Below are 16,404 nucleotides of genomic sequence, written 5' to 3'. Positions count from 1 at the left end.
TTCTGGAAGACCATTGTAATATAATAAAAAAGAAGTGAGGGGTGCGCTAATGCAATTAAGTCAACGCCAAGAACGTATTATCCAAATTGTTAAAGAACAAGAACCGATTACAGGTGACCTAATTGCGGAAGCGATTGGTTTGACCAAATCAACATTGCGTAGTGATTTTGCGATATTAACTAAAACAGGTATCTTAGATGCCAAACCAAAAGTAGGTTACATTTATCGCGGAATGAATACCCCATCCTTTTTAAAAGATACATTATCGCAAACTAAAGTACAGGAAATTATGTCACAACCTGTTGTAGTGCATCCCGATATGACGATACAAGATGCCGTGGTAGAGTTATTTATGCATGATTCCGGATCACTTTATGTTTGTGAGAATGGGGAAACTCGGTTAATGGGTGTAGTTTCTCGTAAAGACTTACTTCAAGGGTTGGCAATGGGTCAATCCCCTGATACGTTGATTGCATTAATTATGACACGAATGCCAAATATTGTAACGATTTTAGGGGACCAAACGGTCATGCAGGCAGCTCAATTAATTGTGAGACATGAAGTGGATTCGCTGCCGGTATTAGATGCTGATGAATCGGTACTTGGAAAAATTTCCAAGACCAATATCGTTAATTTGGTAGTTGAGATGACAGGAGAGGACTAGAGTATGGATAAAGCATTAGACTTCTATATTGTTTCGGATTCTGTAGGTGAGACTTCTTTGCGTGTCGTCAATGCCTCATTAGCGCAATTTCCAGCTTTAAGTCATTCAAAGTTGAGACGATTTCCTTTTATTGAGTCAGAAACGGAATTACTTCAAGTGTTAGATGAAGCGAAGCAGCAGCAAGCCGTTGTTGTCGCGACATTAGTGAATCCAAAGTTTGATGAAGTGGCACATAATTATGCTTTAACACATGACATCATCTATATTAATCCGATTAATGAATTAATTAATGCGATTTCGCAACGTACAGGTTATGCTCCTCTTGAAAGAAGTGGCACCTTACATACTTTAGATGATTTTTACTTTGACCGAATTCAAGCAATTGAGTTTGCGGTAAAGTATGACGATGGTAAAAACCGAAGTGGTTATCCGATTGCAGATATCGTTCTATTAGGTATTTCGCGTTCATCAAAAACACCACTCAGTATGTATTTAGCAAATCGTTCATATAAAGTAGCGAACTTACCACTTTTTCCAGAAAGTCCTGTTCCGGATATAGTGTATGATCTTCCTAAAGAAAAAGTGTTCGGATTGATTGCATCACCTCAATATACGGCTTCAATCCGCAAAGAACGAATTAAACACTTAGGATTACCTGAAGATGCGAGTTATTCGAATATAGAGCGTATTAAAGAAGAGTATCGCTATGCATTAGATTTGTATCATCAACTTGGAATTTCGATTGTGAATATTGAAAATAAATCAATTGAAGAATTGGCTGAAGAAATCTTGCAAATATACGAAGGACATTAATTAAAACCCCATTTACTGGCACTACAATATTGGTAGTCAGTAAATGGGGCTTTTTGTGTATAAAACATTAGAGAGTTGATGGATAAGAACAATCAACTTGTACGCCATAGTGATCACTGACAATGGGGCCATGAGAACCATCTAATACAGATTGATAACGGCGAACGTCAAATTCATCACTGAGGAGCACTAAATCAATCCGCTGTTCACAAGTGGTATCTTTCCAACCATCAATGCCCGAAGGAACGGTAGCATTTCCCGAGACTTCCTTAGCTTGAAGATAAGCATCATTTAGGGAACGAGTCGCTAAATCATAAGATTGTTGGCGAATGTGTGCTGGGGCATTGAAGTCTCCCATTAAGATAATGCCTTTATCGGACAGTTTGTCGTTCAGTTGGAGTTGTTCCCATTCATATTTGAATCCACTCCCATCGGATTGCCACCAAGAGAAGTGACATGAACCAACGATAAGGTGTTCAGTGTTAGCAACTAAAGCAGCCCGTGTATGATAATCGGTTGGATTATCGGACTCAGAAAGCAAGACGCGCTGCGGATTGAAAGGTTGTTTAGCTAGTAAAGCGACCCCTTCTTCATATCGGTCATAACCGATATGGTTGTATGCCCATGCCCAATAATAATTCAAACCGTGTGCTTCGAGCGCTTGAATTAACATCCAAGCATAATTATCTTTTAAGATTGGCTGTTGTTGGTCTGTTTTAAGGAAGCGTGTCGGATTTGGGACGATGTCCCCTCCGATTGTTTGATTGACTTCTTGTAGAGCAATCCAGTCATAATCTTCATCTATTAAATGTTGAACCAACTGTTCGAATTTTTCTTCTGCAGCCGGTTCAAGCCAGGCATGAGTGTTTAAAGTTAATAGTTTCATCTTTGCCTCCTAAAATGCGGAGTATGGATACTCCGCATTCTTTCAATCAATTTTAGATATCATTATTTGTTGAATGGATGCCAGGAATTTGAACGCCTCGATCTAACGCGTCATGAATATCATTTTTCAGGGCATCAGCTTTTGGACCGTAGACCGCTTGAATACCATGTTCACGTATAATTAATCCCATGGCACCAGCTTGCTTCCATTGATCTTCATTGCCAACTAATTGGGGATTCTTGACTGAAACGCGAAGGCGGGTCATGCAAGCATCGACTTGTTCAATATTATCGGTTCCACCCAGGAGACGAATAATTTGATTGATTTGGTCGTTTCCACTGTCCGTTATTGAACTTTCATTACTACTTTCTTTCGCGGTATCTTGATCGCTGTCGTAATTACCCAATCGACCAGGTGTCGCATAATTAAAGCGTTGAATCATATAATTAGCGATGAAATAGGTGACGATTGCAAATACAATCGAGGCAATCACAAAGTTAAGTAAATCTTGCGTTAAACCTGCTTTGACAATGAGTGGGGTTCGACTTAATAACTCGATAATCCCAAAGGAATGAACTCGAAGTGAAATAATGTCTGCTAAAGCAAAAGCTACACCTTGAATTAGTGCATAAACCACGTATAGTGGGATCGCCGCAAACATAAACATAAATTCTAAAGGCTCGGTAACTCCCGTTAAAAAGACCGCTATCGCCGCTGAAGTAAACATTGATTTGTAGCGATGTAACTTATCTTTATCAACATTACGATACATAGCGAATGCCATCCCCATTAAAATTCCTGTCGAACCAATCATTTGACCAACTTTGAAACGGGCTGGGACAAAGTTTGTTAATAAATACTCAAATTGTTGCGTATTCCCAGAAGCTTTGGAATTTAATAAGTCGGAAGCCCAAGCTAACCATAGTGGGTCTTGGCCTAACACATGTTGACCGGCTTGTGCTCCAGTCAGAATTTCGTATGTACCACCTAATTGAGTATAGTTAATTGGAATTGTTAGCATATGATGCAGTCCAAAAGGTAACAGTAACCGCTCCAATGTTCCATATAAAAATGGCGCTAAGACAGGGGCTGAATCTTGTGACGTTGCGATCCATTGACCAAAGGCATTAATCCCCGTTTGTATACCAGGCCAAATGATTGCAAGAATTAAAGAAGCAACTAAACTCCAGGCAATGACAACAAAAGGTACAAATCGTTTTCCGTTGAAAAATGACAGAGCATCTGGTAGTTTGCGATAGTTATAATATTTATTGTATGCATTGGCACCGAGGAAACCAGCAATAATCCCAACGAAGACTCCGAGATTCAGTGCAGGTGCACCCAGTACATCAATAAAGTATCCATTTACCGGAATGGTGCGGTGAAAGAGCGTTTGAGTAACCGCTTCTGGATCCAATAGCATTTCGGATGTGACAGAAAATATAGCACCGGTAATTCGATTGATTAAGATAAATGAAGTAACGGCAGCAAATGCACCTCCAGCACGTTCTTTTGCCCAAGAACCTCCAATTGCGACGGCAAAGAGTAAATGAAGATTGACAATAATTCCCCAGCCGATATTTTCGATAACACCACTGGATTTAATGAGCCAACCCCACTCGGGATTGATCAGTGGTAATGATTTTCCCAAACTAATCATTAACCCAGCTGCAGGCATTACTGCAATGACAACCATTAAGGCTTTACCAAATTGTTGCAAAAACTCAAAATTGAAAATACGTTTAATTTTATTCATGTTTCCTCCTTATAACCAATAAAAGGCCCTTACGAACGCAAACGTTTGCGTGGTGTCTACCATTATAGCATACATTGAAGTAATTTGCGAAAAGTTCTGTGAATAAAAAACAGTGATCGATTAAAATCACTGAAAAAAATGTATGAATATGAATAATTAAGGAATAACTAAATCTCCTGCAATTAATTCGTAGACAAAGCGTTCATGTTTAGAATCAGATTTGCTAGAAAAAATTTCAATTAAAATTTCCATCGCGCGATCAGCAAGCTGTTGTGAATGAAGATTAAAGTATGCGTAATGAATATAATCTGAATTTTGATAAACCTCATAGGGTTTGAAAGTAATGATTTGATATTCATCTAATAAGCCGTATTCCAAAATGGCGTGGTAAACACCTTGGGCTACAAGTTGGTCACCGATTACCAAGCCATTGTATCGGTTGGTTTCCACAATTTGTTTCATGATGTGGTAGCCTTCATTTTCTAAGAATGGAAACCCATTATATATATCGGCGTCACTTAATGACTGTCCGTGCACTTGTAAAGCTTGTTGAACACCGTTAATTCGTTGCTGAATAAACTGTTGTTTTTCGTCACCACCGATAAATGCAATTCGGTGGTATCCTAGTTGCCATAAATATTCGGTCGCTTCTTTTGCGACTCGGATATTATCGTTATCGATGGAATTCATCGGAATGCCATCAATATTTCCGATAATAACAAATGGAAATTGTTCGTCGATGACAAAGGATAAAATGGGGTCATTTTGTGTGGCATAAAGGAAAATTAAGCCATCAACTTGCTTGCCATAAATCATCTTCTTAATGTGGTCAAGTCGTGATATATCATCATCTCCTGTTGAAAGTAATAAAGAATATTGGTGACGGCTGGCCGCTTCATTAATGCCACGTAAAGCGGTTGGGAAGAAGGGGTTTTGATAGAAGGCATCATTCGCTTCAGGTAAGACGATGCCCACCGTTTTACTCCGTTGATTCACTAGCTGTCTGGCATTGTAGTTAGGGTAATAGTGGAGCTCATCCATAATGGCTCGTACGCGTTGTTTCGTTTTTTCACTGATGGATGGATGATCCGCTATAACCCGTGAAACCGTTGATGGAGCAACACCAGCAGCTTTTGCCACTTCTTTGATTGTAATTGTCATTTCATTCACCTCATTGCTATTATACTTGATAATTTTAAGAAAAGATACGCAAACGTTTGCGCTTTTTTAAAATTTAGTTTATAATGAGGTTGAAAAATAAAAGGAGGTTGTCTTATGCAGCGAACGAGCGGTGTATTAATGCATATTACGTCACTAGCGAATCAATTTGGCATTGGAAGTTTTGGTCAAGAAGCCTATCGATTTGTTGATTTCTTAGAGGAGACCGGTCAAACCTATTGGCAAATTTTGCCTTTAACAACCACCTCCTATGGAGATTCACCATATCAATCTTTTTCTGCATTTGCAGGGAATACCCATTTAATTGATTTTGAACAATTGCTTCAGTCAAGCTACTTAACTTCAGAAGACTTGAAGGGGATTATTTTTTATCAATGTCTAGATCAAGTGGATTATGCGATGATTTTCCATCAGAGAAGACCTATACTCGAACTCGCAGTACAACGATTTAAAGCATCTGCAAGTGAAGAAGAAAAAACAAAGTTAAACCATTTTATTGAAGCACAACAAGATTGGTTAATTCCATTTTGTGAATATATGGCTGTGAAAGAATGCTTTGACTTAAAGAGCTGGACGGAATGGCCAGAACCGTATCGTAATTATCAGTCGAAAGAAGTTGAATTACTCCTTGAGCAAGAAACGGATAAAGTCTATTACCATCAAGTCACCCAGTATTGGTTCTATCAACAATGGTTATCATTGAAGACCTATGCGAACGAACATAATATTCAAATCATTGGAGACATGCCAATCTATGTGGCGATGGACAGTGTAGAAATGTGGCAAGATGGACAAATGTTCAAAACAGATGAAGCTGGGTTGCCTACTGCACTCGCAGGTACACCTCCTGATCAATTTACATCGGATGGACAGTTTTGGGGGAATCCAATCTACGACTGGGATTTCATGGCGGAAGATGGTTATGCGTGGTGGATTCGTCGTATTGAAGCCAGTTTCGAGCTGTATGATGTACTACGTATCGATCATTTTAGAGGTTTTGAATCTTACTGGGAAGTTCCAGCTGGAGCAAAAACTGCAGCGGCAGGCTATTGGGTCAAAGGTCCAGGTATGAAATTATTCGATGCTTTGAACAATGCATTAGGGACTTTGCCAATCATTGCTGAAGATTTAGGGTTTATGACGCAAGAGGTGATTGATATGCGTCATGCTACGGGTTATCCAGGGATGAAAATCTTACAGTTTGGCTTCAACGGTCAAGGAGATTCAACAGACTTACCGCATCATTACTCAGCTCACTCTGTCGCATATGTCGGAACACATGATAATGAAACGGCACGCGGTTGGTGGGAAGATTCGACGAATCAAGTACAACGTGATCAAGTGGATGCATATTTAAATCGCAAGCCAGGTCAATCGGCCAGTGCAGTCTTAAACCGTGGTCTAGCTGCTTCTGTAAGTAATACGGTAATTTATTCAATGCAAGATTTACTTGATTTAGATAATAATGCTCGGATGAATACACCTTCCACTATTGGATGCAATTGGAAATGGCGGATGGTGTCGGACGAAGTTCCAATGGATGTTAAGGAACAACTACTTGAATTAACCGAGACCTACTTCAGAATGAATCCATATCAAAAGAAATAATAAGAAAAGGAGATATCAATGCACAGAATAGAAGAATTAGCGTTGGCGAACTTTAATCAACCGCTAAAAGACTTAAATAATCAAGAAGTTTATAAAGTTATTTTAGATTTTGTTCAAGATTTAACGGCAGCTCAATCTTTAAATAATTCAAAACGTAAATTGTATTATGTTTCAGCTGAGTTCTTAATTGGTAAATTGTTATCGAATAATTTACTGAATCTAGGATGTTACGAGGAAGTGGATCAAGTCCTACAATCTCATGGACACTCACTTCATGAAGTTGAAAAAGCTGAAGCTGAGCCGTCTTTAGGAAACGGTGGGTTAGGAAGATTAGCCGCGTGTTTCTTAGATTCTATCTCGAGTTTAGGCATTAATGGTGATGGTATAGGATTGAACTATCATTTTGGGTTATTCCGTCAAGTTTTCGAAGATAACCAACAAACTTGTGAACCGGATGTCTGGTTAGAGCAACCTACTTGGATTAAGCGAAGTGATATTTCTTATCCAGTCCCATTTAAAGATTTCACTTTAAAGTCAACATTATATGATATTGATGTACCAGGTTATCACCAAAAAACAAAAAATCGTTTGCGATTATTTGATTTAGATTCTGTGGACGAGGCGATTATTAAAGGGCAATCGATCAACTTTGATAAACAAAATATTAAAGAAAACCTCACGTTGTTCTTATATCCGGATGACTCTGATGAGGCAGGTGAATTATTACGTATTTACCAACAATATTTTATGGTATCGAATGCGGCACAATTAATTATCGATGAAGCCGTAGCCAAGGGAAGTGTCATTACGGATTTGGATGAGTATGCTGTTGTTCAAATTAATGATACGCATCCGGCGTTCATTATCCCAGAATTTATCCGTTTATTTACAACGCAACATGGCATTTCATTTGAAGAGGCGGTTCAAATTGTTTCACGTACAGTTGCTTTTACGAACCATACGATTTTAGCTGAAGCCTTAGAAAAATGGCCGATGGATTATATCGAAACAACGGTTCCTGAAATTGCGCAAATTATACGTCAACTTGATCAAGTTATTCGTGAGCAATTCCCTCAAAACGATGCGGTTCAAATTATCGATTCAATCGGTCGCGTTCATATGGCGCACATTGCCATTCATTTTTCAAAGAGTGTCAATGGGGTGGCACAACTTCATACCGATATTCTAAAAGAAACAGAATTGAATGCATTCTTCAAGTTGTATCCAGAACGATTTAATAATAAAACCAACGGGATTACATTCCGCCGATGGTTAATGGCTGCCAATCCTGCGCTATGCGAATTACTCGATGATAAATTAACCAATGACTGGCGCAATGATCATGATCTAACTGGTTTATTGGAATTTGTAGAGGATTTAGATACATTGAACCGTCTGCAAACGATTAAGCATGATAATAAATTGAACTTGAAAGAATTTTTAGAAGATAATCAAAGTGTGACTTTACATGACAGTGCGATTATCGATGTTCAAATTAAACGAATTCATGAATATAAACGTCAACAAATGTTAGCTCTCTATATTATTCATAAATATCTAGATATTAAAGCGGGTAATATTCCAGCGACGCCAATCAGTATTATTTTTGGAGGTAAAGCAGCACCAGCGTATATTATCGCTCAAGATATTATTCACTTAATCTTGAATTTATCAGAGATGATTGCGAATGATTCTGAAGTGAGTCCGCATCTCCAAGTCGTGATGGTAGAAAATTATAACGTTACGGCAGCTGAAAAACTGATTACAGCAGCAGATATTTCTGAACAAATTTCACTGGCCTCGAAAGAAGCGAGCGGAACAGGGAATATGAAATTTATGTTGAATGGCGCTTTAACCGTTTGTACCTTAGATGGGGCGAACGTTGAAATTGCTGAACAAGTCGGACATGACAATATCTTTATTTTTGGGAAATCAAGTCAAGAAATCGTGAAGTTATATGAAGAAGAAAGTTACGATCCAGGCGCTTACTACCAACGTCCGATTATTAAACCGCTTGTGGACTTTATTGTAAGTGATGCCATGCTTGAGATGGGTAATCGTGAGCGTTTAGAGCGGCTCCACCACGATATGAAGACAAAAGATTGGTTTATGGCATTGATTGACTTAGAGGAATTTATTGAATGTAAAGAAGTTTGCTATCAAGCTTACGAAGACCAAAAAACTTGGATGCAAAAATCATTAGTAAATATTGCTAAAGCGGGTTACTTCTCAAGTGATCGTACGATCCGTCAATATGAGGAGGAAATCTGGCAAACGCGTGACTAATTCTAGTCATAAAACTCCTGTTATTAAGCAGGGGTTTTTTTGAATTTAAAACCCATGCCGTAAAAAGGCATGGGATAAGATTAAATTTTATTTCGTATGGGGATTAAAAAAGCTCCAAAGCCATCGATTAAGCACTCAAGACTTTACGTGCTTGTTCTAAGACGTATTGTTTGAATTCGGTTCCTTCGATAAAGACATGGTCTAGGTCTGACCAATCCGCTTCAATTTTGAAGAAGTTAATCGTCAGCTCATTCGGTGAAGCAATCGAAGTCAAGTTGTAAGCAGGAACAAAATTAACGACGAGTGTCTCTGGTGCATCCTCTTGGTTGAATTCTTCCTTCAACTCATCTAAATTTAATTGCTTGATTGGAGGTAGCATCATTTCTACGTTACCTGGGTCATCCGCATTGAATTTATTGTAGTGATAAAACTCAAGTTCTTTATCTGTTGCTTCGTTGACCGGTTCATGATTAATTACAGCAGACAGAACTTTGCGAGCGGATTGTTCATCAAACCCATCGGTATAAATTGATTTCATCGAAGGATGATTTACAATTTCCATAATATAAGAATCATTTACTTTATTATTTTTTGCGGCGGTTTCCCAAAAGAACTGCAATAATTCGATCGTATCGTAATTAATTTTGATTGTTTTTAACATAACTCCATCTCCTCAAACTTACCTTATGATAAATCATGAATTGCTGAAAATTTGATATCTTCCATCATTTGATGTAGCTGTGACACACTATGTCTACGAGTACGCCAGGCATAGCCACAACCCGATGAAATTTCTCTTGGAACAGATACCAATTTACCAGATAATCCACGTTCTTTAGCTATTTTATCATATTCTATTGCTTCATATAAGTCCTCAAACGATACATATACATTTAATCTCATAAAATCTCCTATGGGTTACGCTTCAGCAACAATATCTGCGCGTTTATTAACGACATAATAGGCTAAAGCGAATAAAAATACAATCGATCCAATGACAAAAATTTGACCGTTCAATCCCGGACCTCCAGAGACTGCAGCTGCTTCAGCCGTTGCAGCCACCGATGGGGCGCTGGCTAAGCTAAAGTTATGGGCTAATGCAGCACCAAAAACCATCCCCATAAAGGTCATAATTGCATTACCATGTCCTGATCCAGCTAAGACAACTTGGCGCACTGGACATCCACCAAATAACACACCAGCAAAACCGACAGCAAACATCGATAATACATTCCATAGATGTTGGTTATGGGCAATCGGTCCGAAAGCTACAATATTAAAGTCACCTGTCATAATATTATAAATTAGCATCACAACAAACAATCCGATAATCGGTGTAATCAGTGTGAAGTCTCGGATTAAAATAATATCACGAACAGACCCTACGAAACATAAGCGAGTTGCAAATGCGATGGCTCCAAATACTAACCCTACAATTAAAGCAATGATAGGTGTAGCGTGGAAGCTACCTGGTCCTGCTTTTGACCAATTAAAGAGCTGAGGTGTAACCCATGATAACAATAAGAAAAGAACCGAAATCATTGGGATAACCCATATATTAATCTGTGCAGGTGCGACATTAGCTTGCCCTAAGGTGAACCCTTTTTTAATAAAATGCACACCGACAAAAACGCCTAGAACAAATCCAACTAGTCCAACAATAGCACTTAGGTCACCGCTCGCTAATCTAAGAACCATTCGCAATGTACAACCTAAAAAGACGAGGGAATTGACCATTAAAATAATTCCACCTAAAAATCTTAAACCAGGAGCGCTAGCCGCTCGAGCTTTGGTCCCAGTTGCTAAGCCTAGAGCTAGGGCACCTACTAGAATCCCAACAATTTCCGGTCTAAAATACATCGTTCCAGCACTTTGATGCATATTTAAGGCACCAACTTGATCACGAATAAAGCAAGCAGTACAAAGTGCCATATTTTTAGGATTCCCTAAGTATGCGAGCCAAATTAAGCCTAATCCCAATAAAATCCCAAGAAATAAAGCTTTACTTTTTGATATTTTTATTTCCATGATATGCTCCTTTATTAAAAAAGCACCTTCGCACTTTTATGATAGCATATCGTAATAGCGCAATCAATTTGACGAATGTCAGAATCATTTGAAAATGGAGGTAGATATAGTGTATAATAATAAATGTTAAGAAAACTATTTCTAGGAGGTAATCAAGTGAGTTTAGCATTACAACGTTTTGTCGATTCAGGATTATTTAATGAGAAAGTGGCTGAAGAACTTGAAGCAGCTGCAGTACGTGGTGAGTCAATTATCGTAGCGGGAGACCGTTCAACAGGTAGCCGTCCATTAACAGCGATGATTATGGGATTAGTTAAGAAAAATCATGATGCAGTACAAGTACGTAAAGTAGAAGATTTAGAAAAAGAAGGTACTCACTACATGATTTTAGGTATCGAAGGTGAAAAACTTGAAGATTTAGTAGCTAAAGCCTTAGAAAATCCTAATGCACAAGTCGTAACTGTTAAAGAAGCAGAAAACCCAATTTCAGTTAATAAAGTTTTAAAACAAAACTTCAAAAAACATGGTCATTCAGACCGCACTTTCTTACAAATCGAGTTGGATAAATTCCCTCGTAATGAAGATGGTGTACCATTCACAGATAAATTAACTCGTCTATCGGTTGATGAAAAAGGTAAAATCCAAAAAGAAAATATTGAATTCAAATAATTCATTCAAGGACCTCCCAATCTCGTATGGGAGGTTCTTTGTTTATTAATTTGTTCACGAAATAGGATTGGTTACCTTTTCACAGTGTGATATAATTATCGTATAAAAGAGAAGGAGGGGTGGTAGTGAAATCAATATTCAAACAAAGGTTATCACATTGATGTCCAAGAGTGTCGTTAGTTAACGATTATGTTGTTGGGTTTCAATGAGATAATAACTAAATATTATTTGATTGAAGCCCAATAACATCAAAGAAAAAGGGCACCTTCGCAGGTAAAACGGACCATGTGATGGTAACGAGTATTGATGTACAATTAATTTCTTGTTGTAGTGTCGTTGATAAGTTTTTAAGGAGGATAAAAAATGTCATATATTGTTGTATTAACGAGTGATGAAATGGGTCATAATAACCAAAGTAGTGAAATCGGTGCAAAATTAATGAATGCTTTCTTACATAAATTAACAGAACAACCAGAAATGCCAACGCATGTTTTATTATATAACTCAGCAGTATGGTTGAATAAACCTGATGCTCCAACTGTAGAGGATTTAAAAATTTTAGCCGATAAAGGTGTTAAGTTATTAACATGCGGTACTTGTATGAACTATTTTGAACAAGACCAAGAACAACTGCCAGTGGGTGAAGTTGGAAATATGGGGCAATTTATTGAAATTATGCGTGAAGCAGAAAGAATCGTTCAACCTTAATGAAATCAAAAACTCTCCTGATTTTTCAGGAGAGTTTTTGTTTGAATAAGATTTGATTTAACAATATTTATGGCGTAGTTTTTCTTGGGCTTCGACCATGGCTTCCATTTTGCGTTCAACAATTTGCATTGGATTCATTGGACGATTTTGGAAGGTTGCAAATCCACAGTCAGGGTTCAACCAAATTCGTTGTGGGTCATCAATATATTTCATGGCCTGTTCTACAGAAACTATAATCTCATCTGCTGTTTCGATATGATCAATTCTTGGGTTGACGACACCAACGCCAAGGGCAACTTTATCTTTAAGTTGTGGGTTTTTGAATAGGGCATCAACTGAACCTGCACGAGGTGTTGACATCTCTAATGTTAGCATATCTGCATCAATTGAAGCAAAAAAGTCTGATAACTTCTCATAGTTACCTTCGAGAAGGGATGATTCTTGACGGGTAAAGTTACCACGACAGACATGCAATTGGCTCACGACATTTGCATTTTTCATATCACTTAAGACTGGTTCAATTAAGTCATAAGCGAATTCTAGTTCTTTGCTCTCCAGAGCTCTCTCAGATAATACACCTCAGTAAAAGGAACGCGCTGCGTCATTACTTGCAAAGCATACTTCTGCTAGAATTGGCTCATCTAATTGAATGACTTCAACACCAAAGTCAATTAAGCGTTGGATTTCATTACGAACAAGTTGTAAAATATCTTTAGCTAAATCACGTCGTCCGCTATAATATTTTCCAGACAATTCTTTCACCCATAAGTTGCGGACTAGGAGGTATGGGCTAGGAACTGTTGCCTTCAATGGTTTTTTAGTCATTTCACGCAGTTCCTTCATCTCTGGCAGGACAAATTCTGCGTCAAGATCTAGTTTACCGGTGGCGGCAGGACTGTTCATAGAATGGTCATCTGCATCACGCTCCGCTAAGCTCTCAGCAAAATCTTCTTGATGCTCTCCAGTCGTAATTTGTGTTAATTCCTCCGTACTGAACATGGATACGCCTGGGACATTTTGCGCAACAAATGAGATAAAGTTATCGCGGTGGTATTCACCTCCGGTAATCACATCGATGCCTACTTTTTCTTGCAACTGAACTACTTTCATCGTTTCGTCATGAATAACTTGATTGTATTGACGCTGATCAATGCGACCTGACTTCAAGTCATCCTGTGCTTGGAATACTTCTTGAGTTCGTGGCATTGATCCCATCAAATTCGTTGTAAACGGCTTAAAATCTTTTAACATATCACTTTCTCCTTTCTATAAACTCGCTTTTATCATACCATGGTATTATTAGCTAATCAATTCACAAGATGTATTGATTAGCTAAACGCTACGGTTTTTATCATCTATGTTTGATAAAGGATTAAATTTTGGGTCTTCGGAATATATAGTGGAATTACTTTCTTAATAGTTTAAAAACAACTGGTGTTTAAATCGGATTTTCTGGTGGGATGTTAGGACAATCAATAGTATTATATAAAAGCATCAATCACATACGAGTGATACGTTGGGGAAAATAAAATAGTCCAATTTACTTGACCGCGTACTATGGTACACGGTTTATAATATTCATGGGGTGAAATAAGATGATTTATCGCATTAGTGAATTTGCAGATAAATGTGGAGTTAATAAAGAAACGATTAGATATTACGAGAGAAAAAATTTATTACAAGAACCTCACCGAACGGAAGCTGGTTATCGGATATATTCATATGATGACGTTAAGCGTGTTGGGTTTATTAAACGAATACAGGAGCTTGGTTTTTCTTTAAGCGAGATTTATAAAATACTTGGTGTTGTAGATAAAGATGAAGTTCGTTGTCAAGACATGTTCGAATTTGTTTCTAAAAAACAAAAGGAAGTGCAAAAACAAATAGAGGATTTAAAACGAATTGAAACTATGTTAGACGACTTAAAACAACGATGTCCAGATGAAAAGCAATTACATTCGTGTCCAATAATAGAAACATTAACATGAGACATTAACGAAAGGGGATTTTTTATGAATAAATTTAAGGTAAATATTCAAGGAATGACTTGTACGGGTTGTGAAAAACACGTAGAATCAGCACTTGAAAAGATAGGTGCTAAAAATATTGAGTCTAATTTTCGTCGTGGTGAAGCAGTATTTGAACTGCCCGATGATATTGAGGTTGAAAGTGCAATAAAGGCGATTGATGAAGCAAATTACCAAGCCAGAGAAATTGAAGAAGTATCATCACTAGAAAACGTGGCGTTAATTAATGAAGACGATTATGACCTTCTTATTATTGGTTCTGGTGCTGCTGCCTTTTCTTCGGCAATTAAAGCTATAGAATACGGTGCAAAAGTTGGAATGATTGAGCGTGGAACGGTTGGGGGAACCTGTGTGAATATTGGCTGTGTTCCGTCAAAAACTCTTCTTAGGGCAGGGGAAATCAATCATTTATCAAAAGACAATCCGTTTAAAGGTTTACAAACATCCGCTGGAGAAGTGGAATTAGCACCCTTAATCAAGCAAAAAGATGAATTAGTGAGTGAGCTTCGCAATCAAAAATATGTGGATCTAATTGATGAATATGGAATTGACTTAATTGTAGGTGAAGCAAAATTTACTGATGAACAGACGGTTGAAGTCAATGGGGAGAAACTTTCCGCAAAACGCTTTTTAATTGCAACAGGTGCATCGCCTTCGTTGCCCCAAATTTCAGGACTTGAAAAAATGGACTATTTAACTAGTACAACACTTCTTGAGTTAAAGAAAATACCAAAACGATTAACTGTAATTGGCTCAGGATACATTGGAATGGAGCTTGGACAACTATTTCATCATTTAGGTTCAGAAATAACGCTTATGCAAAGAAGTGAGCGACTTTTAAAGGAGTATGATCCTGAGATTTCAGAGTCAGTTGAAAAAGCGTTAATTGAACAGGGTATAAACCTTGTCAAAGGGGCAACTTTTGAGCGTGTTGAACAAAGTGGAGAGATAAAAAAGGTTTACATAACAGTAAATGGCAGTAAAGAAGTCATTGAATCAGATCAGTTACTTGTTGCCACTGGAAGAAAACCAAATACGGATTCTTTAAATTTAAGTGCAGCAGGTGTTGAAACTGGAAAAAATAATGAAATCCTGATCAATGATTTTGGTCAAACAAGTAATGAAAAGATTTATGCAGCAGGAGATGTGACGTTAGGACCGCAATTTGTATATGTAGCAGCCTATGAAGGTGGAATTATTACTGATAATGCTATCGGTGGATTAAACAAAAAAATAGATTTATCGGTAGTTCCTGCTGTTACGTTTACGAATCCGACGGTTGCAACAGTTGGTTTAACAGAAGAACAAGCAAAAGAGAAAGGGTATGATGTGAAGACATCTGTATTACCTTTAGATGCTGTTCCAAGAGCAATTGTAAACCGTGAAACAACCGGTGTATTTAAACTAGTAGCAGATGCAGAAACACTAAAAGTATTAGGGGTTCATATTGTATCTGAGAATGCAGGAGATGTCATCTATGCAGCATCATTAGCTGTTAAATTTGGCTTAACGATAGAAGATTTAACAGAAACCCTAGCACCATATTTAACAATGGCTGAAGGGCTAAAATTAGCTGCACTTACGTTCGATAAAGATGTTTCGAAATTATCTTGTTGTGCAGGCTAAGGGAACTTTTTTTACAACTCCCTATTCAAGTGAACCAGCTAATACTGTACTAAAGGTGTGCAGTAGTTTAGCAAGGTCTACAAAAGATTTCATACACTATTTTGCGATCACCCATTATATAAATGCTTTAAGGGATTTTCTAAGTGCATTTGTG

General features: G+C 37.8%; 15 protein-coding genes. 8 read left to right on the top strand and 7 right to left on the bottom strand.

Annotated features, from left to right (window positions below; translation table 11 throughout):
* The first annotated feature begins 49 nt into the window (after positions 1-49).
* The gene (locus tag CYJ57_RS05015; protein ID WP_006702091.1) at positions 50-664 is read left to right on the top strand and encodes a helix-turn-helix transcriptional regulator; all 615 of its coding nucleotides are present in this window, start codon (positions 50-52) and stop codon (positions 662-664) included.
* Between the two features lie 3 nt (positions 665-667).
* Positions 668-1,477, top strand: coding sequence for a pyruvate, water dikinase regulatory protein (locus CYJ57_RS05010; protein WP_101954319.1), 810 nt, complete (start codon positions 668-670; stop codon positions 1,475-1,477).
* Between the two features lie 67 nt (positions 1,478-1,544).
* On the opposite strand, the gene CYJ57_RS05005 is transcribed toward CYJ57_RS05010, so the two are convergent.
* The 3 genes from CYJ57_RS05005 to CYJ57_RS04995 all read right to left on the bottom strand — a co-directional run bounded on the left by CYJ57_RS05005 (position 1,545) and on the right by CYJ57_RS04995 (position 5,280).
* Positions 1,545-2,363, bottom strand: coding sequence for an endonuclease/exonuclease/phosphatase family protein (locus CYJ57_RS05005; protein WP_101954318.1), 819 nt, complete (start codon positions 2,361-2,363; stop codon positions 1,545-1,547).
* A gap of 52 nt (positions 2,364-2,415) precedes the next feature.
* Complete coding sequence (locus CYJ57_RS05000; RefSeq protein ID WP_425319856.1) at positions 2,416-4,110, bottom strand: PTS transporter subunit IIBC; 1,695 nt, start codon at positions 4,108-4,110, stop codon at positions 2,416-2,418.
* Between the two features lie 165 nt (positions 4,111-4,275).
* The gene (locus tag CYJ57_RS04995) at positions 4,276-5,280 is read right to left on the bottom strand and encodes a LacI family DNA-binding transcriptional regulator (RefSeq protein ID WP_101954316.1); all 1,005 of its coding nucleotides are present in this window, start codon (positions 5,278-5,280) and stop codon (positions 4,276-4,278) included.
* A gap of 114 nt (positions 5,281-5,394) precedes the next feature.
* Here CYJ57_RS04995 and malQ point away from each other — a divergent pair, with 114 nt between their 5' ends.
* Positions 5,395-6,906 (top strand): 4-alpha-glucanotransferase, encoded by a 1,512-nt coding sequence (malQ, locus tag CYJ57_RS04990; protein ID WP_101954315.1) that lies wholly within the window; start codon positions 5,395-5,397, stop codon positions 6,904-6,906.
* An 18-nt stretch (positions 6,907-6,924) separates the two neighbouring features.
* Positions 6,925-9,192, top strand: coding sequence for a glycogen/starch/alpha-glucan phosphorylase (locus tag CYJ57_RS04985; RefSeq protein ID WP_101954314.1), 2,268 nt, complete (start codon positions 6,925-6,927; stop codon positions 9,190-9,192).
* A 127-nt stretch (positions 9,193-9,319) separates the two neighbouring features.
* On the opposite strand, the gene CYJ57_RS04980 is transcribed toward CYJ57_RS04985, so the two are convergent.
* From CYJ57_RS04980 to yedE, 3 genes are read right to left on the bottom strand one after another with little or no spacing between them, the layout of a single operon-like run.
* A complete protein-coding gene (locus CYJ57_RS04980; protein ID WP_101954313.1) occupies positions 9,320-9,853 on the bottom strand; it encodes a TDE2712 family protein in 534 nt (177 codons plus the stop codon).
* 23 nt (positions 9,854-9,876) lie between these two features.
* On the bottom strand, positions 9,877-10,095 hold the full coding sequence (locus CYJ57_RS04975; protein WP_006702099.1) for a putative Se/S carrier protein: 219 nt from the start codon (positions 10,093-10,095) through the stop codon (positions 9,877-9,879).
* A 15-nt stretch (positions 10,096-10,110) separates the two neighbouring features.
* A complete protein-coding gene (gene yedE / locus CYJ57_RS04970; protein WP_101954312.1) occupies positions 10,111-11,220 on the bottom strand; it encodes a YedE family putative selenium transporter in 1,110 nt (369 codons plus the stop codon).
* A 156-nt stretch (positions 11,221-11,376) separates the two neighbouring features.
* On the opposite strand from yedE, the gene CYJ57_RS04965 reads away from it, so the two are divergent.
* Positions 11,377-11,889 carry a hypothetical protein gene (locus CYJ57_RS04965; RefSeq protein ID WP_006702101.1) on the top strand — a complete coding sequence of 171 codons (513 nt, stop codon included), beginning with the start codon at positions 11,377-11,379 and terminating at the stop codon, positions 11,887-11,889.
* 363 nt (positions 11,890-12,252) lie between these two features.
* Positions 12,253-12,597 carry a DsrE family protein gene (locus CYJ57_RS04960; RefSeq protein WP_006702102.1) on the top strand — a complete coding sequence of 115 codons (345 nt, stop codon included), beginning with the start codon at positions 12,253-12,255 and terminating at the stop codon, positions 12,595-12,597.
* Positions 12,598-12,654: 57 nt separating this feature from the next.
* Here the strand turns inward: CYJ57_RS04960 and CYJ57_RS08050 are convergent, their stop codons facing one another.
* Complete coding sequence (locus CYJ57_RS08050) at positions 12,655-13,848, bottom strand: cobalamin-independent methionine synthase II family protein (RefSeq protein WP_280522419.1); 1,194 nt, start codon at positions 13,846-13,848, stop codon at positions 12,655-12,657.
* Between the two features lie 344 nt (positions 13,849-14,192).
* Between CYJ57_RS08050 and merR the strand changes: the two genes are divergently transcribed.
* Together merR and merA are read left to right on the top strand one after the other, a co-directional pair.
* On the top strand, positions 14,193-14,585 hold the full coding sequence (gene merR, locus CYJ57_RS04945; protein WP_101954309.1) for a mercury resistance transcriptional regulator MerR: 393 nt from the start codon (positions 14,193-14,195) through the stop codon (positions 14,583-14,585).
* A gap of 24 nt (positions 14,586-14,609) precedes the next feature.
* Positions 14,610-16,250, top strand: a complete 1,641-nt coding sequence (merA, locus tag CYJ57_RS04940) for a mercury(II) reductase (RefSeq protein WP_101954308.1) — start codon at positions 14,610-14,612, stop codon at positions 16,248-16,250.
* Positions 16,251-16,404 lie beyond the last annotated feature (154 nt).

The organism is Falseniella ignava, assembly GCF_002847645.1.
Classification (GTDB): Bacteria; Bacillota; Bacilli; order Lactobacillales; family Aerococcaceae; genus Falseniella; species Falseniella ignava.
Note: the sequence above shows the minus strand (reverse complement) of the source record. Positions and strands in the feature narration are given on the sequence as shown.